The 24,345-nt window shown below is 54.3% G+C and carries 21 protein-coding genes; 5 read left to right on the top strand and 16 right to left on the bottom strand.

Going from position 1 to position 24,345, the window contains the following annotated elements; genetic code table 11:
* Window positions 1-7: 7 nt before the first annotated feature.
* The 6 genes from pheT to thrS form a co-directional block, all read right to left on the bottom strand.
* Window positions 8-2,437, bottom strand: coding sequence for a phenylalanine--tRNA ligase subunit beta (gene pheT / locus B472_RS00110; protein ID WP_019427781.1), 2,430 nt, complete (start codon window positions 2,435-2,437; stop codon window positions 8-10).
* Between the two features lie 72 nt (window positions 2,438-2,509).
* Complete coding sequence (gene pheS, locus B472_RS00105; protein ID WP_019427780.1) at window positions 2,510-3,547, bottom strand: phenylalanine--tRNA ligase subunit alpha; 1,038 nt, start codon at window positions 3,545-3,547, stop codon at window positions 2,510-2,512.
* A gap of 119 nt (window positions 3,548-3,666) precedes the next feature.
* Window positions 3,667-4,029, bottom strand: coding sequence for a 50S ribosomal protein L20 (rplT, locus tag B472_RS00100; RefSeq protein WP_026039702.1), 363 nt, complete (start codon window positions 4,027-4,029; stop codon window positions 3,667-3,669).
* A 25-nt stretch (window positions 4,030-4,054) separates the two neighbouring features.
* Window positions 4,055-4,258 (bottom strand): 50S ribosomal protein L35, encoded by a 204-nt coding sequence (gene rpmI, locus B472_RS00095; RefSeq protein WP_026039701.1) that lies wholly within the window; start codon window positions 4,256-4,258, stop codon window positions 4,055-4,057.
* Window positions 4,259-4,391: 133 nt separating this feature from the next.
* Window positions 4,392-4,988 (bottom strand): translation initiation factor IF-3, encoded by a 597-nt coding sequence (gene infC, locus B472_RS00090; RefSeq protein WP_081504986.1) that lies wholly within the window; start codon window positions 4,986-4,988, stop codon window positions 4,392-4,394.
* An 86-nt stretch (window positions 4,989-5,074) separates the two neighbouring features.
* Window positions 5,075-6,994, bottom strand: a complete 1,920-nt coding sequence (gene thrS / locus B472_RS00085) for a threonine--tRNA ligase (protein WP_026039700.1) — start codon at window positions 6,992-6,994, stop codon at window positions 5,075-5,077.
* A gap of 226 nt (window positions 6,995-7,220) precedes the next feature.
* On the opposite strand from thrS, the gene B472_RS00075 reads away from it, so the two are divergent.
* Window positions 7,221-9,458 (top strand): NADP-dependent isocitrate dehydrogenase, encoded by a 2,238-nt coding sequence (locus B472_RS00075; RefSeq protein ID WP_019427775.1) that lies wholly within the window; start codon window positions 7,221-7,223, stop codon window positions 9,456-9,458.
* Between the two features lie 103 nt (window positions 9,459-9,561).
* Here B472_RS00075 and aceA read toward each other — a convergent pair whose 3' ends face one another.
* Window positions 9,562-10,893 (bottom strand): isocitrate lyase, encoded by a 1,332-nt coding sequence (aceA, locus tag B472_RS00070; protein ID WP_026039698.1) that lies wholly within the window; start codon window positions 10,891-10,893, stop codon window positions 9,562-9,564.
* 187 nt (window positions 10,894-11,080) lie between these two features.
* Complete coding sequence (locus B472_RS17295) at window positions 11,081-11,224, bottom strand: hypothetical protein (protein ID WP_157951950.1); 144 nt, start codon at window positions 11,222-11,224, stop codon at window positions 11,081-11,083.
* A 200-nt stretch (window positions 11,225-11,424) separates the two neighbouring features.
* Between B472_RS17295 and B472_RS00060 the strand changes: the two genes are divergently transcribed.
* Window positions 11,425-11,829 (top strand): SWIB/MDM2 domain-containing protein, encoded by a 405-nt coding sequence (locus B472_RS00060; RefSeq protein WP_019427771.1) that lies wholly within the window; start codon window positions 11,425-11,427, stop codon window positions 11,827-11,829.
* A 102-nt stretch (window positions 11,830-11,931) separates the two neighbouring features.
* On the opposite strand, the gene B472_RS00055 is transcribed toward B472_RS00060, so the two are convergent.
* Together B472_RS00055 and clpB are read right to left on the bottom strand one after the other, a co-directional pair.
* Window positions 11,932-13,635: a thiamine pyrophosphate-binding protein gene (locus B472_RS00055; protein ID WP_019427770.1), complete on the bottom strand. Its 1,704-nt coding sequence runs from the start codon at window positions 13,633-13,635 to the stop codon at window positions 11,932-11,934.
* Window positions 13,636-13,707: 72 nt separating this feature from the next.
* A complete protein-coding gene (clpB, locus tag B472_RS00050; protein WP_019427769.1) occupies window positions 13,708-16,314 on the bottom strand; it encodes an ATP-dependent chaperone ClpB in 2,607 nt (868 codons plus the stop codon).
* Window positions 16,315-16,399: 85 nt separating this feature from the next.
* On the opposite strand from clpB, the gene B472_RS00045 reads away from it, so the two are divergent.
* Window positions 16,400-16,951 (top strand): hypothetical protein, encoded by a 552-nt coding sequence (locus tag B472_RS00045; RefSeq protein ID WP_019427768.1) that lies wholly within the window; start codon window positions 16,400-16,402, stop codon window positions 16,949-16,951.
* Window positions 16,952-17,004: 53 nt separating this feature from the next.
* Here B472_RS00045 and B472_RS00040 read toward each other — a convergent pair whose 3' ends face one another.
* From B472_RS00040 to B472_RS00015, 6 genes are read right to left on the bottom strand one after another with little or no spacing between them, the layout of a single operon-like run.
* A complete protein-coding gene (locus B472_RS00040; RefSeq protein WP_019427767.1) occupies window positions 17,005-17,493 on the bottom strand; it encodes a molybdenum cofactor biosynthesis protein MoaE in 489 nt (162 codons plus the stop codon).
* Window positions 17,494-17,497: 4 nt separating this feature from the next.
* Window positions 17,498-17,749: a MoaD/ThiS family protein gene (locus tag B472_RS00035; protein ID WP_019427766.1), complete on the bottom strand. Its 252-nt coding sequence runs from the start codon at window positions 17,747-17,749 to the stop codon at window positions 17,498-17,500.
* The gene (gene glp, locus B472_RS00030; protein WP_026039696.1) at window positions 17,746-19,005 is read right to left on the bottom strand and encodes a gephyrin-like molybdotransferase Glp; all 1,260 of its coding nucleotides are present in this window, start codon (window positions 19,003-19,005) and stop codon (window positions 17,746-17,748) included. The genes B472_RS00035 and glp overlap by 4 nt, the downstream gene beginning before the upstream one ends.
* Window positions 19,006-19,010: 5 nt before the next feature.
* Window positions 19,011-20,456 (bottom strand): threonine synthase, encoded by a 1,446-nt coding sequence (thrC, locus tag B472_RS00025; protein ID WP_019427764.1) that lies wholly within the window; start codon window positions 20,454-20,456, stop codon window positions 19,011-19,013.
* A complete protein-coding gene (locus B472_RS00020) occupies window positions 20,456-21,778 on the bottom strand; it encodes a homoserine dehydrogenase (protein ID WP_019427763.1) in 1,323 nt (440 codons plus the stop codon). The genes thrC and B472_RS00020 overlap by 1 nt, the downstream gene beginning before the upstream one ends.
* Before the next feature lie 51 nt (window positions 21,779-21,829).
* Window positions 21,830-23,071, bottom strand: a complete 1,242-nt coding sequence (locus tag B472_RS00015; protein WP_019427762.1) for a pyridoxal phosphate-dependent aminotransferase — start codon at window positions 23,069-23,071, stop codon at window positions 21,830-21,832.
* A 123-nt stretch (window positions 23,072-23,194) separates the two neighbouring features.
* Here B472_RS00015 and B472_RS00010 point away from each other — a divergent pair, with 123 nt between their 5' ends.
* Together B472_RS00010 and B472_RS00005 are read left to right on the top strand one after the other, a co-directional pair.
* Window positions 23,195-23,572, top strand: coding sequence for an Mth938-like domain-containing protein (locus B472_RS00010; protein ID WP_019427761.1), 378 nt, complete (start codon window positions 23,195-23,197; stop codon window positions 23,570-23,572).
* Between the two features lie 159 nt (window positions 23,573-23,731).
* Window positions 23,732-24,217 carry a peroxiredoxin gene (locus B472_RS00005; RefSeq protein WP_019427760.1) on the top strand — a complete coding sequence of 162 codons (486 nt, stop codon included), beginning with the start codon at window positions 23,732-23,734 and terminating at the stop codon, window positions 24,215-24,217.
* The last annotated feature ends 128 nt before the right edge of the window (window positions 24,218-24,345 follow it).

The raw sequence follows: 24,345 nt of genomic DNA, 5'->3' as shown, positions 1-24,345 counted from the left end.
GTCAATCTCAAGAGCGAAGACGAGCAGCCAGCTGGTGCGATAAAGAAGACATCACGCCATCCATGACCGCCTCGATTTGTGCGTCTGTGAGTGTGGCCTCGTCACTGTGCAGCGTCAACCGCACTGCCAAGCTCTTCTCACCCGAGGCCAAGCCGCCGGTGGTTTCAGCTTTTGGCCGGTAAATGTCAAACAAAACCGCATTGCGCAGCAAGCCCTGAGTCGGCGCGGCATGGATAGCCGCCATCAATTGGCCATGTGTGACCTGATCTTGAACAATGACAGCGATGTCACGCTCCACCGGCTGGTGCTTGGCCACAGATTGCGCCACAGGCACGTTTCTGGCAATCACGGCGTTGAGCGACAACTCAAACACCACGGGTGCACTGGTCAGCTCCCAGGCTTGACGCCAACGCGGGTGTAATTCGCCCACATGGCCGATGATTTCACCGTCCAGCATCACACATGCTGAACGGCCAGGATGCATGGCGGGGTGTTCGGCGGCCAAAAATTCGGCCTTTCGAGGCGCCAACAGCCGCTCAACATCGGCCTTGGCGTCGTAAAAGTCAACGTTGCGGGCCTTGCCTTGCCAGCCCAAAGGCTCGATCGGTCCCCAGGCCATGCCGGCCACACGCATTGGCTGGTCAAACCCTTCTACGGTGGTGTCGGTGCTTTGCACCTCAGGTTTGCGCAAAAACACACGGCCAAGCTCGAAGACGCGCACACGGTCAGCCTTACGGTCGGTGTTGAACTTGACCACCTGCAGCAGCGAACCAATCAAGCTTGAGCGCATCACGCTCATCTGGCTGGCGATCGGATTGAGCAGGCGGATCGGATTGACGTTGCCCGCCAGATCGCGCTCCCAGCTGTCTTCGACAAAGCTGTAGTTGATGGTTTCCTGGTATCCCAGGGCGGCAATGGCGCGGCGCACGGAAGACGGGCTGCGTTCAGTCTCCAAACGCACTTTGGCGATTATGGGGGCCAGAGGTGGGTTCGTTGGCAGGTTGTTGTAGCCGACCATGCGGGCGACTTCCTCAATCAGGTCTTCTTCGATCTGCAGGTCAAAGCGGAAGCTCGGGGGCGTCACGGTCACCGTACCTTCGCCTTCGGCCACTTGAAGGCCCAGACCGCGCAGCGCATCGGCGCACTGCTTTTGTGTCAGCGGCATGCCAATCACCTTGTTGGCACGAGCCACACGCAGCGTGACCGGCTGAGACTGGGGAATGTTCAGCGTCTGGTCATCGATGGGGCCGACCTTCGTTTCGGGCGTGCCACAAATGTCCAGCACCAAACGGGTGATGCGTTCAATGTGCTCGACCGTGAGCTGAGGGTCCACACCGCGCTCGAATCGGTGACCGGCATCGGTCGAGAAGTTATAGCGTCGCGAACGGCCCGCAATCGCGGTAGGCCACCAGAACGCAGCTTCGATGTAAATATTTTGGGTGTCATCGGACACGGCGGTGGCGTCGCCGCCCATGATGCCCGCCAGCGACTCAACCTGGCGGTCATCGGCGATCACGCCCACCTTGACGTCCACGGTCACGGTGTTGCCGTTGAGCAACTTGAGGGATTCGCCGGGCTTGCCCCAGCGCACCTGCAAGCCACCGTGGATCTTGTCGAGGTCGAAAATGTGCGAGGGGCGGCCGAGCTCGAACATCACGTAGTTGGAGATGTCCACCAAGGGGCTCACACTGCGCTGACCACAACGGGCCAATCGGTCCACCATCCACTGAGGTGTTTGGGCCTGGGTGTTCACGCCCTTGACCACGCGGCCGCTGAAGCGACCACACAAATCGCTGGCCTGCACATGGACGGCCAGAGTGTCCGTGATGTGCGGCGCCACAGAGGGAAAGGTCGGAGCCTTCAACGGCGCACCGGTCAAGGCCGATACTTCGCGGGCGATGCCATAAACGCTCAAGCAATGCGCCAAGTTGGGCGTGAGCTTGAGCGTCATCAGGGTGTCGTCCAGGTTCAGATACTGGCGAATGTCCTGACCCAATGGGGCGTCGGCAGGCAACTCCAGCAGGCCGCCGTGGTCATCTGCAATCTTCAGTTCCTTGGCCGAGCACAGCATGCCCTGGCTTTCAACGCCGCGCAGCTTACCGACCTTGATCAGGAAAGGTTTGCCGTCTTCACCCGGCGGCAATTCGGCCCCCACCATGGCACAAGGCACGCGAATACCCACACGTGCATTGGGCGCACCACACACAATGTTGAGCAAAGCGCCCTGCCCCACATCGACCTGACACACACGCAAGCGGTCAGCATTGGGGTGCTGCACGGCCTCCTTGATTTCTCCGACCACGATACCGGTGAACGGCGGCGCCACCGGCTCAAGCTCTTCCACTTCTAAACCCGCCATGGTCAAGGTATCGGCCAGTTGCTGGGTCGTCAGGTTTGGGTTGCAGAACTCGCGCAACCAGGATTCAGGAAATTGCATGTGCAGAACTCACTACGTTTCGCTACACGGCACACGCCGCGCGGCAGGCATTCAGGAATATCGGGAACAGGCTTATTGGAATTGACTCAGGAAACGCACATCGCCGTCAAAAAAGAGACGCAAGTCGTTCACGCCATAGCGCAGCATGGTGAAACGGTCCATCCCCATGCCAAAGGCAAAGCCGATGAAGCGTTCAGGGTCCAAACCCATGTTGATCACCACGTTGGGGTGAACTTGGCCAGAGCCACCGACTTCAAGCCAGCGACCAGCGAGCGGCCCGTTTTGGAATTGAATGTCAATCTCGGCACTGGGTTCAGTGAAGGGGAAGAAACTGGGGCGGAATCGCAACACCAAGTCGTCGCTTTCGAAGAAGGTGCGACAAAAATCAGTGACCACCACTTTCAGGTCTTTGAAACTCACGTTCTCACCAATCCAGAGGCCTTCGCATTGGTGAAACATGGGCGAATGGGTCGCATCAGAATCCACACGGTAAGTTCTACCAGGGGCGATCACACGGATCTCCGGCATGGGTTGACCCGCATCAATCTGGTTTCGATAGCGCTTGACATGCTGCACAGCATGTCGAATTTGCATGGGGCTGGTGTGTGTGCGCAGCAGGTGACCGCCTTCGACATAGAAGGTGTCGTGCATGGAACGGGCTGGGTGATCTTCGGGCGTATTGAGCGCGGTGAAGTTGAACCAGTCGGTCTCGATCTCAGGGCCTTGGGCCACCTCAAAGCCCATGGAGCCAAAAATCTGCTCGACACGTTCGAGTGTGAGCGATACCGGATGAAGTCCGCCTTGAATGGCGCCACGGCCGGGCAAGCTGACGTCCAGCGCTTCGGCCTTGAGTTGCGCTTGCAATTCTGCGTCTTGCAAAGCCTGACGACGATCGGTCAAAGCGGCTTCGATCGCTTGCTTGGCCAGGTTGATGGACGCGCCACGGGTTTTCTTGTCTTCCACGCTCAGAGCGCCCATGCCCTTCATCATTTCAGTCAAGCGACCGGCTTTACCCAAAAACTGGGCTTTGGCGTTTTCAAGGTCAGCAGGTGTCAGTGCCTGCGCAAAACTCTGGCGGGCGGTTTCAAGCAGGGTGTCCAGCTCGTTCATGGTGTGGAGGATCGGTGATCTGTTTAAAAAGAACAAAAAAGGGATTGAAGCTTTTGCGAGCCTCAATCCCTTTGATCGAGTGCGTGGCACAGGCCCGAAGGCCGGTGTCACTCATGGACTCAAGCTGCGGCCAATTTGGCTTTGACTTGGTTCACGATGCCAGCAAAAGCGGCCTTGTCGTGCACAGCGATGTCCGCCAGCATCTTACGGTCGATCTCAATGGCAGCCTTCTTCAGGCCGTTGGCGAATTGGCTGTAGGTCAGACCGTATTCACGCGCAGCGGCGTTGATACGGGCAATCCACAACTGACGGAACACACGCTTTTTGGTGCGGCGGTCACGGTAGGCGTATTGGCCAGCCTTCATCACCGCCTGTTTGGCGATACGGAAGACGTTGCCGCGGCGACCGCGGAAACCTTTTGCAAGGGCCAAAACTTTCTTGTGACGGGCGCGTGCCGTTACACCACGTTTAACGCGAGGCATATTTATTCTCCTTGTTCGTCAGTGATTACAGGCCAGCCATCGGCAGCATTTGTGCGATGTGACCCATATTGGTCTCATGCACAGACACGGAACCGCGAAGGTGACGCTTGTTTTTGGTGGTCTTCTTGGTCAGGATGTGACGTTTGAAGGCTTGGCCGCGTTTAACGGTTCCACCTGGACGAACACGGAAGCGCTTTTTGGCACTGCTTTTGGTCTTCATCTTGGGCATATCAATGCTCCTTTCATTGTGCTCGTGAGGCGTCTGCAAAAAAATGCAGCCTTGTTGGCCCCGAGCCACTTTTAACAAAAACAACCCAGGGGCTGTTTTTGACCCAACCCGCCCTAAGACAGGTTAAATTCTTTCAAACCGATTCGGCCGGTGAAGGCGAGTCGCTTGTTTTGCCACTTGCGGGCTTTTTACGGCCTGGGGCAATCATCATGATCATCTGACGGCCTTCCAACTTGGGAAACTGCTCAACGATGATCGTGTCAGCCAATTCATCGCGTATCCGGTTAAGGAGTGCCAAACCCAATTCTTGGTGGGTGATCTCACGACCGCGAAATCGCAATGTGATCTTGCATTTGTCACCATCTGTCAAAAAGCGACGGATGTTGCGCATCTTGATGTTGTAGTCACCATCGTCAGTACCTGGCCGAAATTTGACTTCTTTGATGTCAATGACCGTTTGCTTGGCTTTGGCTTCTGCCGCACGCTTTTGCTCTTGGTACTTGAACTTGCCGTAATCCATCAAGCGGCAGACAGGTGGTACGGCTGTGGCGGCAATTTCAACCAAGTCCACGTCCATCTCACCTGCAAGTCGCAGAGCTTCAGCCAAAGACAAAATGCCCATGGGCTCATTTTCAGGGCCGGAAACACGAACCTCAGGGGCCATGATTTCACGGTTCAAACGGTGTTTACGTTCTTCGCGTTGGCGACGATCACGAAATTCGGTAGCGATGACTCAATCCTTTACGGAACAAAACTGCGAAAAGCAGCCTATCCATCTTTGTGCCCACGGGCCAAAGCTTGTGGCGAAACTCACCTTCATGCTTTAGAAGCAATGTCGGCAGCGATGAGTTCAATGAACGCATCGATCGACATCACACCGAGGTCTTTGTTGCCTCGGGCGCGCACAGCGACGGTACCTGCTGCCTTTTCTTTGTCACCTGCGACAAGGATGTAAGGCAGCTTTTGCAATGAATGCTCGCGTATTTTATACGTGATTTTCTCGTTACGCAGGTCCAAATCGACCCTAAGGCCTTGATTTGACACTGATTTTTGGAGTTTTGCAGCGATTTCACGACAGTAATCGGCCTGCGCATCGGTGATATTGAGCACGGAAATTTGCACAGGAGCCAACCAGGTGGGCAAGGCACCGGCATGTTGCTCCACCAAAATACCGATGAACCGCTCCATGCTGCCCACTATGGCCCTGTGCAGGATGACGGGACGTTGGCGCGAGCCGTCTTCGGCCACATACTCAGCATCCAAGCGCTCAGACAAGTTGAAATCGACCTGAATCGTTCCGCACTGCCACTCACGCCCAATGGCGTCTTTGAGCGTGTATTCGATTTTGGGGCCATAAAAAGCACCGTCGCCCTCGGAAATGACGAAATCACAACCCGAGTGGCGTAGACTGTCCATCAACGCCTTTTCGGCTTTGTCCCACAATTCATCCGAGCCGATCCGCGCAGCAGGTCGTGTGGAGACCTTATAAAGAATGTTGTCGAAACCAAAATCGGCATAGACTTTTTTAAGCACCTTGGTGAAGTCATCGCACTCGGGCAAGATTTGGTTTTCCGTGCAAAAGATGTGACCATCATCCTGCGTGAAACCACGAACACGCATGATGCCGTGCAAACCTCCTGATGGCTCGTTGCGGTGACATTGGCCAAATTCACCGTAGCGCAGTGGCAGGTCACGGTAACTCTTCATGCCTTGCTTGAAGATCAGGATGTGGCCTGGGCAGTTCATCGGCTTCAAAGCGTAATCGCGCTTTTCAGACTCGGTGGTGAACATGTTGTCACGGTATTTGTCCCAATGACCCGTTTTTTCCCAGAGGGTTTTGTCGAGCAACTGCGGGCCCTTGACCTCTTGGTAGCCACTGTCACGGTAGACTTGGCGCATGTACTGCTCAACGGTTTGCCAGACGGTCCAACCCTTGGGATGCCAAAAGACCAAACCGGGCGCATGTTCGTCGATGTGGAACAAATCCAGCTCTCGGCCCAATTTGCGGTGGTCTCGCTTTTCAGCTTCTTCAAGACGCGTCAAATAAAGTTGTAAATCGTCTTTGCTGGCCCAAGCTGTGCCGTAGACGCGCTGCAACATTTCGTTTTTGCTGTCACCGCGCCAATAAGCACCCGCAACCTTCATCAACTTAAAGTGCTTCAGTTTTCCAGTGCTGGGCACATGAGGTCCGCGGCACAAGTCTTCGAATTCACCTTCACGGTAGAGGCTGACCTGTTCTCCCGCGGGGATAGAACCAATGATCTCGGCCTTGTAGTGTTCTCCCAAACTTTTGAAATAAGCCACAGCTTCATCACGTGGCAAAACACGTCGCACCACAGGCTCATCCTTGGCAGCCAAGTCCGTCATTTTCTTTTCAATGGCGACCAAATCTTCCGGGGTGAATGGTCGCGAGTAAGAAAAATCGTAATAAAACCCGTTGTCAATCACAGGACCAATGGTGACTTGTGCCTCAGGAAACAAGCTTTTGACCGCGTAGGCCAACAAATGCGCCGAAGAGTGGCGAATCAGATCCAAGCCTTCCGGATCCTTGGCGGTGATGATGGACAACTTGGCGTCGGCAGTCATGACAAAACTGGCATCCACCAATTGGCCATTGACTTTTCCGCCCAAAGCCGCTTTGGCCAAGCCTGCGCCAATAGAAGCCGCTACCTCTGCGACCGTGACAGGACCTGAAAAGTCTCGCAATGAACCGTCGGGTAACGTAATTTGAACCATGGACATGTGATCGAACGCGCGGCCAATGACAACGCAAAAAAATTTAAGAAAAGAACTTCTGATTTTCACACATTTGATTTCTGGATGAAAAGCCAAGAAATCATCACCAATTCCCTTCCAAAATGCACCAAACGAAGACCTTCATTTGCTGATGCCGTCAGCCCCATGTGGGGATGCTTGGTTTAAGATAGTGGTCTTCTTTTTCATCCTGTAAAAAAGCACGACGATGACAACGCCTACAGCTCGACCCAAAATCATTTACACACTGACCGACGAAGCGCCTTTGTTGGCCACAGCGGCTTTTTTGCCAGTCATTCGCTCATTCACAAAACCTGCTGGTATCGATGTACAAACCAGCGATATTTCAGTTGCTGCACGCATCTTGGGCGAGTTTTCTGATGTGTTGCCTGCCGAGCAACGTGCCCCGAATAATTTGGCTGAGCTGGGCAAACTGACGCTCAAGGCGGATGCCAACATCATCAAATTGCCCAACATCAGCGCTTCTGTTGGCCAATTGACAGCGGCCATCAAAGAATTGCAATCGAAGGGTTATGCGTTGCCTGATTACCCAGATGCGCCTAAAACCGACGAGGAGAAGTCGATCAAGGCTCGCTATTCCAAGTGCATTGGCTCCGCCGTGAATCCCGTTCTACGGGAAGGCAACTCAGACCGACGCGCGCCACGTGCAGTCAAAGAGTTTGCGCGCAAAAACCCCCACAGCATGGCTGAATGGAGTCAGGCTTCGCGCTCGCATGTGTCACACATGCATGCTGGCGATTTTTACCACGGCGAGAAATCCATGACCATGGATCGCCCACGTGAAGTGAAGATGGAACTGATCACAAAAACCGGGAAGACCCTTGTTCTCAAAGAAAAAGTGGCCTTGCTGGATCGCGAAGTGGTCGACAGCATGTTCATGAGCAGGAAGGCTTTGTTGGAGTTTTACGAAAAAGAGATCGAAGACGCACACGCCACGGGTGTCATGTTCTCGCTGCACGTCAAAGCCACCATGATGAAGGTTTCACACCCCATTGTGTTTGGACACTGCGTCAAAATCTTCTACAAAGATGCGTTTGCCAAGCATGGTGCCTTGTTCAAAGAGCTGGGTGTGAACGTGAACAACGGCATGGCCGATCTCTATGCCAAAGTAGCCACTTTGCCCCAATCCAAACAAGACGAGATCAAGCGTGACCTGCACGCGTGCCACGAAGGCCGCCCCGAGCTGGCCATGGTGGATTCTGCCAAAGGCATCACCAATTTCCATTCACCCAACGACGTGATCGTGGACGCCTCTATGCCCGCCATGATCCGCAACGGCGGAAAAATGTGGGGCGCTGACGGGCGCCTCAAAGACGTGAAGGCTGTGATGCCTGAGTCCACTTTTGCGCGCATCTACATGGAGATGATTAATTTTTGCAAATGGCATGGCGCTTTCGACCCCAAGACCATGGGCACAGTGCCCAATGTCGGTTTGATGGCGCAGCAAGCAGAAGAATACGGCTCGCACGACAAGACTTTTGAAATCCAAGAAGATGGCGTGGCCAACATCACCGACATCAACACGGGTGAGGTACTCCTGTCCCAAGACGTGGAAGAAGGCGACATCTGGCGCATGTGCCAGGTCAAAGACGCTGCGATCCGCGACTGGGTCAAATTGGCTGTGACTCGTGCGCGCAACTCCGGGATGCCTGTGGTGTTCTGGCTCGACCAGTACCGTCCACACGAAGCTCAGCTGATCACCAAAGTGAAAATGTATCTGCATGAGCACAACACGGCTGGTCTTGAAATCCAGATCATGAGCCAAGTTCGCGCGATGCGTTACACACTGGAGCGTGTGGTGCGTGGCTTTGACACCATCAGCGCCACCGGCAATATTTTGCGTGATTACCTGACGGATCTTTTCCCGATCATGGAATTGGGTACATCGGCAAAAATGCTCTCCATCGTGCCCTTGATGGCTGGTGGCGGCATGTATGAAACCGGTGCGGGCGGTTCAGCCCCCAAGCACGTGCAGCAGTTGGTTGAAGAAAACCACCTGCGTTGGGACTCGCTGGGTGAGTTTTTGGCGCTGGCCGTGTCGCTGGAAGACCTGGGCCTGAAGACCGGCAACAAAAAGGCTGGGGTTTTGGCAAAGACCTTGGATGCTGCCACTGGCAAGCTCTTGGACAACAACAAGAATCCGTCTCCCAAGACAGGCCAACTCGACAACCGTGGGAGCCAGTTCTATTTGGCTATGTACTGGGCACAAGAATTGGCCGCGCAAACCGACGATGCCGAACTGGCAAAGCAGTTCGAGTCCTTGGCCAAAACACTGACAGCGCAAGAAAAAACAATCGTTGGTGAATTCCAAGCTGTTCAAGGCAAACCGGTGGACATCGGTGGTTATTACTTCCCCTCAGCTGAGAAGTTACAGACCATCATGTGCCCGAGCAAAACATTCAACGATGCACTGAAAGCCATGTGAGACGCCCTGCTCACCGAGAGGTGAACACGCCATCAAAAAAGCCACCGCAAGGTGGCTTTTTTGTACACGCATGAAACCTGCCCACGGCAGGCTCACACAGCCATCAGTGGAACTGTTCTTCTTCGGTCGAGCCGGTCAAGGCTTTCACAGAAGACGAACCGCCTTGGATAACGGTCGTCACGTCGTCGAAGTAACCTGCGCCTACTTCTTGCTGGTGCGACACAAAGGTATAGCCCTTGTCACGGGCAGCGAACTCAGGCTCTTGCACCATGTTGACGTAATGCTTCATGCCTTCGCCATTGGCGTAAGCGTGGGCAAACTGGAAAGTGTTGTACCAGTTGATGTGGATACCCGCCAATGTGATGAACTGGTATTTGTAGCCCAAGTCCGACAAGTCTTCTTGGAAAGAAGCGATCTGGCTGTCGTTGAGGTTTTTCTTCCAGTTGAACGATGGCGAGCAGTTGTAGGAGAGCAACTTGCCTGGACATGCGGCATGAACAGCTTGCGCGAATTCACGGGCAAAACCAATGTCTGGCACGCCAGTTTCGCACCACACCAAATCAGCGTAAGGTGCATAAGCCACACCACGGCTGATGGCTTGCTCCAAACCGTTTTTAACGCGGTAAAAACCTTCTTGGGTGCGCTCGCCCGTCAAGAATGGCTTGTCGTTGGCATCGTGGTCTGATGTGATCAGATTGGCCGCTTCTGCATCGGTGCGGGCCAACACGATGGTCGATGTGCCCATGACGTCTGCCGCGAAACGTGCAGAAATCAACTTTTCGCAGGCTTCATGGGTAGGCACCAAGACCTTGCCGCCCATATGACCGCATTTTTTAACGGCTGCCAATTGGTCTTCAAAGTGCACACCGGCAGCGCCGGAGGCGATCATGTTCTTCATCAATTCAAACGCATTCAACACGCCGCCAAATCCCGCTTCTGCATCGGCCACGATGGGCAGGAAGTAGTCAATGAATTCTTTGTCGCCCGGGTTGATGCCTCGGCCCCACTGAATTTCGTCGGCGCGCTTGAAAGTGTTGTTGATGCGGCGCACCATGGTCGGCACCGAGTCGTAGGCGTAAAGTGATTGGTCGGGGTACATGGTTTCTGACGTGTTGCCGTCCGCGGCCACTTGCCAACCCGACAAATACACGGCTTCCAAACCAGCCTTGGCCTGTTGCATGGCTTGGCCTGCACTGATGGCACCGAAGGAATTGACATAGCCCTTCTTGGCACCACCATTGACTTTTTCCCAAAGTTTTTCTGCGCCACGCTTAGCCAAGGTGTGCTCAATCGGCATGCTGCCCCTGAGGCGAACGACGTCGGCAGCAGAGTAACCGCGCTTGACGCCTTTCCAACGTGGATTCGTTGCCCAATCTTTTTCGAGAGCGGCAATTTGTTGTTCACGGCTTAATGTTTGAGTGCTATTGGATGACATGGGTAGCTCCTGTGGTCAAGTTGAAATCAGACGACTTTTGCAGCACTGTCTGCTGTGTCGTTGATCCAATCTTAACTCTTATATAAGACTGTTAATTGATCTTATGTCTTATATAAGACTTATTTTTATTTGTTTAAAATCAATGACTTGAAAGGCATTTGTCACCATGCAAAAAACAACTTCACATTCAAAAGGCGTTAAAGCAAGCAGCAGAAACAAAAATTCCACATTGCAAAAACCTAAAATGAATTGTGAAAACGCCAATGGCATCTCGTTTAAAAAAACCACCAACACCACCACCAAACCAAAGAACTGAAGCGATGTGCAGCATCCAATTCAAAGAACAAGGGAAACATGCAACAGAAAAGACAATAGGTAGAAAAAAACGATGAAGTGTGGAAATCAGGAACAACACCTAGATAAAAATGATTTTTTCACTTGGAAACTACCCGTTTCTCCATTAGCATCGCTCTAGCTGTAAACACACCGTTTATCAGCGGCGAACCCACTTCCGACCAAAGGAAACTCATCATGGCAACTGCGAAAAAAACCCCGGCCAAAAAAGCTGCAGCACCCGCTAAAAAAGCAGCACCGGCAACCAAAGCTGCTCCAGCTAAAAAAGCAGCAGCACCTGCAAAAAAAGTAGCCGCTAAGGCGCCTGCCAAAAAAGCTGCTCCGGCCGCCAAGCGCACACCTAACCCGGCTTTCATGAAAGCATTGACTCCTAGCGCTGCATTGGCTGCTGTGGTGGGCTCAACCCCACTGCCACGTACCGAAGTGGTCAGCAAAATGTGGATCTACATCAAGAAACACAACCTGCAAGACAGCGTGAACCGCCGCGCCATCAATGCCGACGACAAACTCAAGGCTGTCTTCGGTAAAGCTCAAGTCACCATGTTTGAGATGGCCGGCTTGATCGGCAAGCACTTGAAGTAATTCGAATGCGCTTTCAACAAAAAACCCGCCTAGGCGGGTTTTTTGTTGATTACAAAAAAACAATCGCTGCTGACTGCAGCACAAACAAAGTTCATCTTGGGCTCAACCCGCCGTTTCTTGCTTGGCCAAGGCTGCTTGGGTGATGGCGCTCAGTGTGCCGCGGGTGGTTATGACTTCTGGGTCCAGAATCACCTCGATCAGTGTGCCTTGTGGGCGCGCAAGCGCGTCTAGCAAAGCTGCTTCAAAACCCTCAGTTTTCACGATTCGGACGCCTGCATATCCGTAGGCTTGTGCCAAGGCCGCAAAGTCCGGATTTTGCAGTTTTGATCCGGTCACGTGCTCTGGGTATTCACGCTCTTGGTGCATGCGAATGGTGCCGTACATGCCGTTGTTGAGCAACACGATGATGCTCTTGCCGCCATGCTGAACCGCTGTGGCCAATTCTTGGCCGTTCATGAGAAAGTCACCGTCTCCGGCAATGGTGAAAGCCAGTCGACCCGTCAACAAATTTGCGGCAATACCTGCAGGGACGCCGTAACCCATCGCACCCACGGTCGGCGCCAGCTGTGTTTTATGTCCCTTGACCAAGCCATGGTGTTTGTAAAAGCGATGCATCCAACTGGCGAAGTTGCCTGCACCGTTGGTGAGCACGGCATCCACGGGAAGATGCTTTTGCAGCGTTGCAACAATGGCCGGCATGTCGATAGCGCCGGGCAATGTTTGTGGCTTCAAGTTGGCCAGATAGTCCGCATGGGCCGACTGCGTCCAACCTGACCAAGGGAGTTCATGGGGTGCGGTCAAGACCTCAAGGCTTCGGGCAGCTGCATTCATGGTGGCGTGGATGGCCAAATCGGCTTGATAAACCCGGTTCAGCTCTTCAGCACTGGCATGGATATGCACCAGCTTTTGGCGTGTTTTGGGTGCTTGCAGCAAGGTGTACCCACCTGTTGTCATTTCGCCCAAGCGTGGACCAATGGCCAGGATCAAATCGGCATCGCGAACGCGCTGGGCCAAGGCAGGACCTATGCCGATGCCAACATCACCTGCATACAAGGCATGGTGGTTGTCAAACGTGTCTTGAAAGCGGAAAGCGTTGGTGACAGGCAACTGCCAGTTTTCGGCAAAACGCTGAAGGGCTTGCGCAGACTGCGTGGTCCACCCGCCCCCTCCAGCGATGACCAACGGTTTGCGAGCAGCCAAAAGCATGTCTCGGAGCGTGCGCAAAGCGCCAGGATCGCTCCAGGCTTGAATAGCCTCCAAGCGTGGCAAGGCGACTGCTTTGACGGGTTGGGTCAGCATGTCCTCAGGCAAGACCAAAACCACTGGCCCAGGACGGCCGTTCATGGCCGTGGCAAAGGCACGGGCAACGTACTCGGGCAAGCGCTCAGGGTCGTCCACGCGCTCGACCCGCTTGGCCATGCCTTTGGTAGAGGGCCCAAAAAAATGGGTGTAGTCCATTTCTTGAAAAGCCTCGCGGTCGCGTGTTTCGCTGGCCACGTCCCCCACAAACAACACCATAGGTGTGGAGTCTTGGAATGCGGTATGAACGCCAATGGAGGCATTGGTGGCACCGGGTCCACGGGTCACAAAGCAAATACCAGGTCGCCCTGTGAGTTTGCCTTGCGCCTCGGCCATGAAGGACGCCCCGCCCTCTTGCCTACAGGTGACAAACTGAATGCTGTCGCGGTACAAGTGAAAGCCATCCAGCACCGCCAAATAACTTTCCCCGGGAACGCCAAAAGCATGGGTAACGCCTTGGGCCAAGAGGCATTCAACGAGCAGGTGGCCGGCAATTTTTGAGGTCATGCCTTATTGTGCCCAAGACCGCACCGGTCAACTGTCACAGCCGCGAATGAGGCGCCCACGATGGCATGGCCATCAAACGGGTTGTTCGACCACCTTGAAATCAAAATGTCCTGGATTTCGAACAGGATCGACCGACACCTCGATGCTGCATTTGGGCGGGAAACGCCCTTCCAACAAGAGTTTGGACAAGGGGTTTTCCAGGCGCTGCTGAATCGCCCGCTTCAATGGGCGGGCACCGAACACCGGGTCAAAACCCACCTTTGCCAACTCGGACAGGGCAGCGGCACTCACTTGCAAACTTAAATCCATGCGGGCAAGTCGGGTTTGAAGGACCTGCAACTGTATTTTGGCAATGCTGGCAATGTGTTCAGCATCCAAGCCGTGGAACACCACCGTCTCATCGATGCGGTTCAAAAACTCCGGACGGAAATGGGCCTTGAGCTCATCCCAGACCGCGTCCTTGATGTCTTCAGCGGGCTGCCCCACCATAGACTGAATCAAGTGCGAACCCAAATTGGAGGTCATCACAATCACGGTGTTTTTGAAATCTACGGTGCGCCCTTGACCATCTGTCAAACGGCCATCGTCAAGGACTTGCAGCAAGACGTTGAACACATCCGGGTGGGCCTTTTCGACTTCATCCAGCAGCAGCACGCTGTAGGGCTTGCGGCGCACAACCTCGGTCAAATAACCACCCTCCTCGTAGCCGACATACCCTGGCGGCGCACCGATCAAGCGCGCGACCGAGTGTTTTTCCATGAACTCACTCATGTCCATGCGAATCAGGTGGTCTTCACTGTCAAACAAAAACCCCGCCAAGGCCTTGCAAAGTTCAGTCTTTCCAACACCCGTTGGCCCTAAAAATAAAAAAGAACCTGTGGGTCGGTTCGGATCGGACAGGCCTGATCGAGACCGTCGAATGGCGTTGGCGACCGCGGCAATGGCTTCGTCTTGGCCCACAACCCGTTGATGCAGTTTGTCTTCCATTTGCAGCAATTTTTCGCGCTCACCTTGCATCATTTTCGAGACCGGAATGCCCGTCGCGCGAGACACCACCTCGGCAATTTCTTCGGCACCTACTTGGGTGCGCAGCAAGCGATGCACAGGTTTATCGCCTGGCGCGGACTCTTTGGCTTGAACTTCTTTGAGTGTTTTTTCCAGGGCTGGCAACTTGCCGTATTGGAGCTCTGCGACCTTGTTGAAATCTCCCTTGCGGGTCAGCTCCTCGATCTGCTGGCGCAATTGGTCGATTTCTTCGCGCACTTGTTGACCACCCTGGGCTTGGGCTTTTTCAGCGTGCCAAATTTCCTCCAGGTCAGCGGCTTCTTTTTTGAGTTTTTCAATCTCTTCTTCAATCAGGGCGAACCGTTTTTGCGAGGCTTCGTCGTTTTCCCTGCGAACGGCCTCACGCTCAATTTGCAATTGGATCAAACGGCGATCCAGCTTGTCCATGACCTCAGGCTTTGAATCGATCTCAATTTTGATCTTGGCGGCGGCCTCATCGATCAAATCAATGGCCTTGTCAGGCAAAAAGCGGTCGGTGATATAGCGGTGGCTCAGCTCGGCCGCGGCCACGATGGCCGGGTCGGTGATGTCCACACCATGGTGAATTTCATACTTCTCTTGCAAGCCCCGCAAAATCGCAATGGTGGCTTCAACAGAAGGTTCGTTGACCAGTATTTTTTGGAAACGGCGCTCCAAAGCGGCGTCTTTTTCAATGTACTTACGGTATTCATCCAGAGTGGTGGCGCCCACGCAATGGAGTTCGCCACGGGCCAAAGCAGGTTTGAGCATGTTGCCCGCATCCATCGCCCCCTCGGCCTTGCCCGCACCCACCATGGTGTGCAGCTCGTCAATGAAGACAATGGTCATTCCCTCGTCTTTGGCCAGCTCACTGAGTACGGTTTTGAGGCGCTCTTCAAACTCACCCCGGAACTTGGCTCCGGCCAACAAAGCGGCCATGTCGAGTGACAAGACACGTTTGCCCTTGAGGGAATCGGGCACCTCACCTGCCACGATGCGCTGGGCCAAGCCCTCGACGATGGCCGTTTTGCCAACGCCCGGTTCTCCGATCAAAACAGGGTTGTTTTTTGTGCGGCGTTGCAAAACCTGAATGGCCCGCCGGATTTCATCGTCGCGACCAATCACCGGGTCCAACTTGCCCATGCGAGCGCGTTCCGTCAGATCAATGCAGTATTTTTTCAGGGCTTCGCGTTGCCCTTCGGATTCGGCGCTGCCCACGTTTTGACCGCCGCGCACTGCATCGATGGCCGATTCCAGGCTCTTTCTGCTCAAGCCCTGCTCTTTGACCAAACGCCCGATGTCACCTTTGTTGTCAGCCAAGGCCAACAAAAAGAGCTCACTGGCAATGAAAGCATCGCCCCGTTTGATCGATTCTTTCTCGGCAGCTTGCAGCAATTTGGCCAAATCGGGTCCCACCTGAACTTGGTCTTGCCCCGTCACTTTGGGGAAGCGGTGCACCATCGTTTCGGTGGCCAGCAACAAACCGGGTACTTGCACGCCGGCTCGCATCAGCAAAGATTTGGGGCCGTCGTCCTGTTTGAGCATCGCCAGCAAAACGTGTGCGGGCTCAATGTAAGCATGATCCCCACCCAGCGCCAATGACTGGGCATCGGACAAGGCCTCGTGAAATTTGGTCGTCAATTTGTCTAAGCGCATGAAAATTCTCCAATGTGACCTAGCTTGGGGGTTGATGGCGATTTTCAAGCGGATCTCGTTGTACTTTGTTGCCTAAAATCAAGAAATGCAGATCCACCAGTTGTCCGTCAGCCACGATGAAATTCAAGACCGCCTGTTGGTTCGCCTGAACACACAGGCAGCGCACGAATTTCGTTTTTGGCTCACTCGCCGTATGGTGCTTCGCTTGCTGCCGGCCATGGAGCAAACCTTGACTCGCTTGGAAGCCGCACAACCCGGTGTCGCAGCCTCAGATCTGAGTACCCAACAAATTCTGACCGATCTAAAACGGGATGCTTTTTTGCAAAGCGCCGATTTCGCCACCCCTTATGACGCCCTTGCACAGCATTTTCCATTGGGCCCAGAACCCCTGCTGGTCACGGATGTACAACTGACGCTGAACGATCATGGCAGCCTGGAGGTGGTTTTCCAACAAAAAATGGGGGAAGGCGTTCAGTCCTGCCGCCTCAACCTGCAAGCCCAATTGGTGCACGGCTTGATCCATTTGCTGAAAGAAACCTTTGTCAAAGCTGCCTGGGAAATGAACGCGCCAAATGGGTCCATCAGCGCAGAGCCTCATGGATCATTGCCCATGAACTCGACGGTTTACAAACACTGAGAGTAAGGGTGTCAGCAAAAAATGGCACCGCACCCAGCCCCCCCTTGGAGGTGTCAACGGTTATGGCTCTGAATACCCCAACGGGCCAAGGCGGCATCGTCCGAAATCCGGGCGTCCACCCACTGAGCACCTTGTGGGGTTTGCTCTTTTTTCCAAAAAGGGGCTTGGGTTTTGAGGTAATCCATCAAAAACTCGCAAGCTTTGAAACTCTCGCCCCGGTGAGCGGAGGTTACCGCCACCAACACAATCTGATCCGAGGGCAACAAACGGCCTACACGGTGAACCACGCGGGCAGCATAAAAGTCAAAGCGCTGATGGGCTTGCTCAATCATGGCTTCGATCGATTTTTCGGTCATACCCGGGTAATGCTCCAGTTCCATGGCCTGGACCTCATCGATCGCTTGCCCAGTGAGTGCGCGGGTGTCGCGTACCGTGCCCACAAAACTGCACACTGCGCCCACTCTCAGGTCTTGTGCTCGCAAAACTTCAATTTCTTGTGACACATTGAAGTCTTCGGTCTGGATCGTCACTTGTGGCTGCATGCGTTCAGCCCCCGGTCACAGGTGGGAAAAATGCCACTTCACATTCACCCACCAAAGGCGTGTCATCGCTGGCCATGACTTGGTTGACGGCGACGCGGACAGGCAAACCAACGGCCAAACATTGGGCATGAGCGCCACCGCGTTCGATCAGCGCTTGACGCAGGGCAGCCACATCGGTCGCCGAAGTCTCGAATACTTCGCTGCCCAAACCAATGGTTTCACGCAAAGAAGCGAAATAACGGAGCTGAATTTTCATGACAGCCAATCCGAAAAGGACCAAAAGTCGAGCAGATCCCCGTGGGCTATGGTTTGTTCAGCAGGATTGTCGACCACGCCGTCCCCCCAGACCACAGAAGTCAAAACACCGGAACTTTGGTTCGGGAACAAGTCCAAACCACCTTGGGCATTGCGCCTGACGCGAAGAAATTCACGCCGCTTATCCGCTTTGGGCAGATCAAAGTGCGCAGGCAAACGATAGGGTACGGGTGCCTGTGGCGCAGAACCTTGCAAACCCATAATCAAGGGTTTGACCAAGAGCAAAAAGGTGATGAAGCTGGAAACAGGGTTACCAGGCAAGCCCACAAAATGTGCTGAGCCCGGCAAGGACTGGCGCCGCACATGGCCATAAGCAAAGGGTTTTCCGGGTTTCATGGCAATTTGCCAAAGTGCCAACTCGCCCAAAGATTGCACTGCCGGTTTGACGTGGTCTTCCTCACCCACCGACACGCCGCCGCTGGTGACAATCAAATCGTGGTGCTCAGCTGCGGTTTTGAGAGCCGCCACAGTCAGTTCACGGCGATCAGGAACAATACCCAAATCGCTCACCTCGCAGCCCATGCGCTGCAACAAAGCCCGTAAAAAAAATCGGTTGGAGTTGTAAATGGCCCCGGGCCGCATGTCCCCAGGGACCACATCCCCCGGCATGACCAGCTCATCGCCTGTCGAAAACAAGGCGACTTTTGGCCGCGCTGTGACTTGCAAATGGGCCAGACCCAAGCTGGCGGCCAAACCCAATTCAGCAGGACCGAGTTTTTGGCCACGCTGGAGAACCGTGTCACCGGCTTTGACATCTTCGCCACTGCGGCGGATCCATTGACCCGGCTTAGCTGTGGTCAAGAAGCGTACCCGGGGAGTCTCTTGGTCCGGCACCGATTCGGCTTGTTCTTGCATCACGATGGCGTCGGCCCCAGGCGGCACTGGGGCACCCGTGAAAATGCGAGCCGTCTGACCGGACAACAAAGCTTCGCCAAAGTGACCCGCCGCGATGCGTTGCGTCACGGTCAATTCGGCACCCATCTGCTGCAGATCAGCGCTGCGCACGGCGTAACCGTCCATCGACGAGTTGTCAAAAGCTGGCACTTGCAATGCCGACACCAGGTCTTGCGCCAAGACGCGGCCATCGGCCTCCAGTGTGGCTACAGTTTCGGACTTGGACAAAGGTTGGATGTTGGCCAACAAAGCCTGAAGTGCATCGTCAAGCGACATCAAAGGGGCGCGAGGCGCATGGCTCATGGCATTCAGTCGCAATGCTGGGTGATGAAGGCCTTGATCAAAGCCACATCGGCAGGCATGACCTTGACCCGCTTAGGCAGGGCTTCGATGCCTTCAAATTGCTTTGGGCGCTCAGGTTGTCGCCCCAAAGCTTCCACAATGGTGGCAGCAAACTTGATGGGCAAAGCGGTTTCAAGCACGATCATGGGCACCTGCGGGTCAAGGTGCTCTTTGGCCACCTTCACACCGTCGGCGGTGTGGGTGTCGATCATCACGCCGTATGCAGCGAAAACCTGTTGGATGGTCCTCAAGCGGTCCGTGTGGGTACTGCGACCGCTGTCAAAACCATAAGTTGTACCCGCTTGTGCAAATCGTGCATCGGCCGACAAATCGAAGAAACCTTGACGGCTCAAACCCTCGCCAAATATGGCTTTGGTTTTGGCAGCATCGCGCTCCAGAAGGTCGAACACAAAACGCTCGAAGTTACTGGCTTTGGAGATGTCCATGGATGGACTTGAAGTTTCATGCGTATCGGCTGTTCCGCGCACGCGATAAATACCGGTGCGGAAGAATTCGTCGAGCACATCGTTTTCGTTGGTGGCCACCACCAAACGGTCTATCGGCAAGCCCATCATGCGGGCCACATGGCCCGCACACACATTGCCAAAATTGCCGCTCGGCACGGTGAAGCTGACCTTCTGGTCATTGCTTTGGGTGGCCTGAAAATAACCCGCAAAGTAGTAAACCACTTGGGCCAACAATCGCGCCCAGTTGATGGAGTTGACCGTCCCGATTTTGTATTTGCGCTTGAAGTCCAAATCATTGGAGACCGCCTTGACAATGTCCTGGCAGTCGTCAAAAACGCCTTCGATGGCAAGGTTGTGGATATTCTCGTCGAGCAAACTGAACATCTGCGCTTGCTGGAAAGGGCTCATGCGCCCGTTCGGGCTGGTCATGAAAACACGAACGCCCTTTTTGCCGCGCATGGCATATTCTGCAGCGCTGCCCGTGTCACCGGAAGTCGCGCCAAATATATTCAATTGTTCTCCCCGGCGGCCAAGTTCGTACTCAAACAAGTTGCCCAGCAGCTGCATGGCCATGTCTTTGAAAGCCAAGGTGGGACCGTTGGACAAGGCTTCCAAATACAAATCCGGCCGGGCTTGACCCGCGGCCTGCAAAGGCTTGAGTGGAACGATTTCTTTCGTGCCGAAGACTTCAGAGGTGTAAGTTTTTTTGCACAAAGCCTGCAAATCATCGCGAGGAATGTCATCGATGTACAGCGACAGCACCTCGAAAGCCAAAGCCGCATAGCCTTGGGCTTGCCAAACTCCGCGCAATCGGGTCAGGGCCGTGGCATCGACGTGCGGGTAACGCTCGGGCAGGTACAAACCACCATCTGGCGCCAAGCCTTCAAGCAGGATTTCACAAAATTGCTTGCGGTCAGGATGGCCGCGGGTCGACAGGTATCGCATCAGTTCAACTCTTCCTTGCGAATGCGTACGATGGGCGCCATCACGGTCGGCAGGGCCTGCATCTGGACCAACACCTCGTTCAACGTGCCTTCGCGGGTGTCGTGCGTCAAGATGATCACATCGGTCTGGTTTTCACCCGCCAGGCTGACCTGATCGGCTTCACGCTGCAAGACCGCGTCAATACTGATACCCGCATCGGCCAAGAATCCAGTCAGTTTGGCCAACACCCCGGCCTGATCGGCCACACGCAAACGCAGGTAATAACTGGTCACAACATCGGCCATCGGCAAGACCGCCAAGTTGCTCATGGCACCGGGCTGGAAAGCCAAATGCGGAACGCGGTTGAGCGGATCGGCTGTATGCAGACGGGTGATGTCCACCAAATCGGCGATCACCGCGCTTGCTGTGGGCTCAGAACCTGCGCCCTTACCATAATACAAAGTGGTGCCCACGGCATCCCCCTGAACCATCACGGCATTCATCGCGCCTTCAACGTTGGCGATCAGGCGCTGTGTCGGCACCAGGCTGGGGTGCACGCGCAGCTCAATGCCTTGGGCGGTGCGCTTGGTGATACCGAGCAACTTGATGCGGTAGCCCAATTGCTCTGCATACTTGATGTCAGCGGCACCCAGTTTGGTGATGCCTTCGACATAAGCCTTGTCGAACTGCACCGGAATGCCGAATGCAATTGCGCTCATCAAGGTCACTTTATGCGCGGCGTCCACGCCTTCGATGTCAAAAGTCGGATCGGCTTCGGCGTAACCCAAGCGCTGGGCTTCCTTGAGCACATCGCCAAAGTCGAGCCCCTTGTCGCGCATCTCGGACAGGATAAAGTTGGTTGTCCCGTTGATGATGCCCGCAACCCACTGGATGCTGTTGGCCGTCAGGCCTTCGCGCAGGGACTTGATGATCGGGATGCCCCCAGCCACAGCGGCTTCAAAAGCCACCATCACGCCTTTGGCTTGTGCTGCTGCAAAAATCTCGGTGCCATGCACGGCCAGCAAGGCTTTGTTGGCCGTCACCACATGCTTACCTGCAGCAATCGCTTCCATCACCAGCGATTTGGCAATGCCGTAACCACCGATCAGCTCGATCACGATATCGATCTCGGGGTTGGCAATCACGGTGCGCGCATCACCGACCACTTGTACACCCTCGCCCACCAAGGATTGGGCACGCGCCACATCCAAGTCGGCCACCATGGTGATTTCGATGCCACGGCCCGCACGGCGCTGGATCTCCTCTTGGTTGCGCTTGAGCACATTGAAAGTGCCGCTTCCCACAGTGCCCATGCCCAGGAGACCCACTTTGATCGGTTTCATGTTTATCTTCTTTACTGCAATGCGCCCGAAAGATTCGGGCAATTTTTGAACTCAGGCGACCAAGGCTTCGGTCCCAAAACGTTGGCGTGCGCCCTCCAGAAAACGAGCCACGCGGCCAATGGCCTCGCGCAAGTCATCCTCGTGCGGCAAAAACACGATGCGAAAATGGTCGGCATCGGGCCAGTTAAAGCCCGTACCCTGAACCAACATGACCTTGGTTTCTTCCAGAAGTTGCAGGAAAAAATCTTGGTCGTCCTGCACCGGGTAGATCTTCGGATCGAGTTTGGGAAACATGTACAACGCCGCACGCGGCTTGACGCAGCTGACGCCGGGAATCGCCGTGATCAGTTGATGCGCCAAATCGCGTTGCTTGCGCAACCGACCACCTTCACCCACCAACTCGTTGATGCTTTGGTGTCCGCCCAGAGCCGTTTGAATGGCCCATTGGCCAGGCACGTTGGCACACAGGCGCATGTTGGAAAGCATATTCAGGCCTTCGATGTAATCGCGGGCTCTTTTTTTATCCCCAGAAATCACCATCCAGCCTGCACGGTAGCCGCAAGAGCGATAGCTTTTCGACAAAGAGTTGAAAGTCAGAGTCAAAACATCTTGCGACAAACTGCCCAAGGGGGTGTGTTTGACGCCGTCGTACAAAACCTTGTCATAGACCTCATCGGCAAAAATGACCAAGCCATGCTCACGGGCAATCTTCACAATGCCCTGCAGCAACTCATCCGAGTACAAGGCGCCCGTTGGGTTATTCGGATTGATGACCACGATGCCTTTGGTACGCGGTGTCACTTTGGCACGAATGTCGTTCAAATCAGGCATCCACCCATTGCCCTCTTCGCAACGGTAATGCACGGGCGTACCGCCCGACAAACTGGCTGCAGCCGTCCATAGCGGGTAATCGGGCGATGGCAAGAGCAGCTCGTCGCCATTGTCCAACAGCGCATTGGTGGCCATGACGATCAATTCGCTGGCCCCGTTGCCCAAATAAATGTCATCCAGCAAAACCCCCTGAATGCCCTGCTTTTGGGTCTCATGCATGACCGCTTTACGGGCTGCAAAAATGCCTTTGCTGTCTGAATAACCCGCCGAGTTGGGCAAGTTACGGATCATGTCTTGCTGGATCTCTTCCGGCGCATCAAAACCAAAAACCGCCAGGTTGCCGATATTCAATTTGATGATCTTGTGTCCATCCTCTTCCATTTGTCGTGCCCGGTCCATGATAGGGCCGCGGATGTCGTAACAAACGTTGGCAAGCTTGGCTGATTTTTGAATGGGCTTCAAAGTGCCTCCAGTAGGAGTTTCAAGACGGAGAAAACCTATAATTTGACCACAAAACTGCGCGTCTTAAGGACCGCATCCTTGAGTCAAACCTCTAATTGCCAAACGCCGCAGAACGCGCCCCCCATGAAACTACAACCCGACAAATCCAATGCGCCCATGATCCATGCTTATGACCCTGCGTGGATAGAGGTCAACGGCATTCGATACGAGCGATCTTTGTCTGTCAGCAGCTTGCCCGAAATCCACCCCTCAGCCTGGGCAGGCGCTCAATTCGAGACCCTGACTCAAAACGATTTCAGCCCCTGGGCCCATGTAGGGGTTGAACTGATTCTTTTTGGCAGCGGCAAAAAACTGAGGTTTGCAAAACCACATTGGTTACAAGACCTGATCGGCCGAGGCATCGGGGTAGAAACCATGGACACGGCTGCCGCGTGTCGCACTTACAACATCTTGGCCAGTGAAGGGCGCAAAGTAGCGGCACTACTTTTGATCGAGTCCTAAAGGCTGTATTGCAAACGGATGAACATTGTTTGGGCAGTTGTTGCCTGTCAAAACGCCGTTCAGAGTAAAATACCTGGTTGCCGAGGTTATTGGCCTCCAGCGGCAATGGCACCACATGCAGGTGCTGTACGCACAACCAGACTAGCGAGTTAAAGTTCCATGGCGATCGTTCTGAACAAACCCCTCCCCGAATTTGAAGCCAACGCCACCAGCGGATTGAAAGTTTCGAACATCTCTCACGTCGGCCAAACCGTTGTTTTGTTTTTCTACCCGAAAGACAACACACCGGGTTGCACCACAGAAGCCATGCAGTTCCGCGACAAATACAAAGATTTCGTCAAGGCTGGTGCTCTTGTTTTGGGTGTCTCACGCGATAACATGAAGTCCCACGATGATTTCAAAGCCAAACTTGAGTTGCCCTTTGAACTCATTGCGGACACGGAAGAAAAGATGTGCCACATGTTTGGCGTGGTCAAAAACAAAATCATGTACGGCAAGAAAGTCAAAGGCATTGAGCGCAGTACATTTTTGGTCGGCCCTGATGGCACCCTCAAAAACGAATGGAGAGGCCTCAAAGTCCCAGGCCATGTTGAGGAAGTTCTTCAAGCCGTCAAGGATTTGAAAAAGGCCACTACTTCTGCTTGATACCGCTGTTCGAGGGTGTCACGTTGCTGGTGCATAATGTTTTTATGCCTTTGAACAAAAGTTCTGTCAATTCACCCCAACAAAGCCGCCTGGTTCACCAGGCGGCTTTTTTGTTTTTTGCCTATCCA

Source organism: Limnohabitans sp. Rim28 (genome assembly GCF_000293865.2).
Taxonomy (GTDB): domain Bacteria; phylum Pseudomonadota; class Gammaproteobacteria; order Burkholderiales; family Burkholderiaceae_C; genus Limnohabitans_A.
Note: the sequence above shows the minus strand (reverse complement) of the source record. Positions and strands in the feature narration are given on the sequence as shown.

Excerpts from the sequence above, each read along its gene's own strand:
- pheT (WP_019427781.1), bottom strand. The coding sequence starts at position 2,437 with ATGCAATTTCCTGAATCCTGGTTGCGCGAGTTCTGCAACCCAAACCTG.
- pheS (WP_019427780.1), bottom strand. The coding sequence starts at position 3,547 with ATGAACGAGCTGGACACCCTGCTTGAAACCGCCCGCCAGAGTTTTGCG.
- rplT (WP_026039702.1), bottom strand. The coding sequence starts at position 4,029 with ATGCCTCGCGTTAAACGTGGTGTAACGGCACGCGCCCGTCACAAGAAA.
- rpmI (WP_026039701.1), bottom strand. The coding sequence starts at position 4,258 with ATGCCCAAGATGAAGACCAAAAGCAGTGCCAAAAAGCGCTTCCGTGTT.
- thrS (WP_026039700.1), bottom strand. The coding sequence starts at position 6,994 with ATGGTTCAAATTACGTTACCCGACGGTTCATTGCGAGACTTTTCAGGT.
- B472_RS00075 (WP_019427775.1), top strand. The coding sequence starts at position 7,221 with ATGACAACGCCTACAGCTCGACCCAAAATCATTTACACACTGACCGAC.
- aceA (WP_026039698.1), bottom strand. The coding sequence starts at position 10,893 with ATGTCATCCAATAGCACTCAAACATTAAGCCGTGAACAACAAATTGCC.
- B472_RS17295 (WP_157951950.1), bottom strand. The coding sequence starts at position 11,224 with ATGCTGCACATCGCTTCAGTTCTTTGGTTTGGTGGTGGTGTTGGTGGT.
- B472_RS00060 (WP_019427771.1), top strand. The coding sequence starts at position 11,425 with ATGGCAACTGCGAAAAAAACCCCGGCCAAAAAAGCTGCAGCACCCGCT.
- B472_RS00055 (WP_019427770.1), bottom strand. The coding sequence starts at position 13,635 with ATGACCTCAAAAATTGCCGGCCACCTGCTCGTTGAATGCCTCTTGGCC.
- clpB (WP_019427769.1), bottom strand. The coding sequence starts at position 16,314 with ATGCGCTTAGACAAATTGACGACCAAATTTCACGAGGCCTTGTCCGAT.
- B472_RS00045 (WP_019427768.1), top strand. The coding sequence starts at position 16,400 with ATGCAGATCCACCAGTTGTCCGTCAGCCACGATGAAATTCAAGACCGC.
- B472_RS00040 (WP_019427767.1), bottom strand. The coding sequence starts at position 17,493 with ATGCAGCCACAAGTGACGATCCAGACCGAAGACTTCAATGTGTCACAA.
- B472_RS00035 (WP_019427766.1), bottom strand. The coding sequence starts at position 17,749 with ATGAAAATTCAGCTCCGTTATTTCGCTTCTTTGCGTGAAACCATTGGT.
- glp (WP_026039696.1), bottom strand. The coding sequence starts at position 19,005 with ATGAGCCATGCGCCTCGCGCCCCTTTGATGTCGCTTGACGATGCACTT.
- thrC (WP_019427764.1), bottom strand. The coding sequence starts at position 20,456 with ATGCGATACCTGTCGACCCGCGGCCATCCTGACCGCAAGCAATTTTGT.
- B472_RS00020 (WP_019427763.1), bottom strand. The coding sequence starts at position 21,778 with ATGAAACCGATCAAAGTGGGTCTCCTGGGCATGGGCACTGTGGGAAGC.
- B472_RS00010 (WP_019427761.1), top strand. The coding sequence starts at position 23,195 with ATGAAACTACAACCCGACAAATCCAATGCGCCCATGATCCATGCTTAT.
- B472_RS00005 (WP_019427760.1), top strand. The coding sequence starts at position 23,732 with ATGGCGATCGTTCTGAACAAACCCCTCCCCGAATTTGAAGCCAACGCC.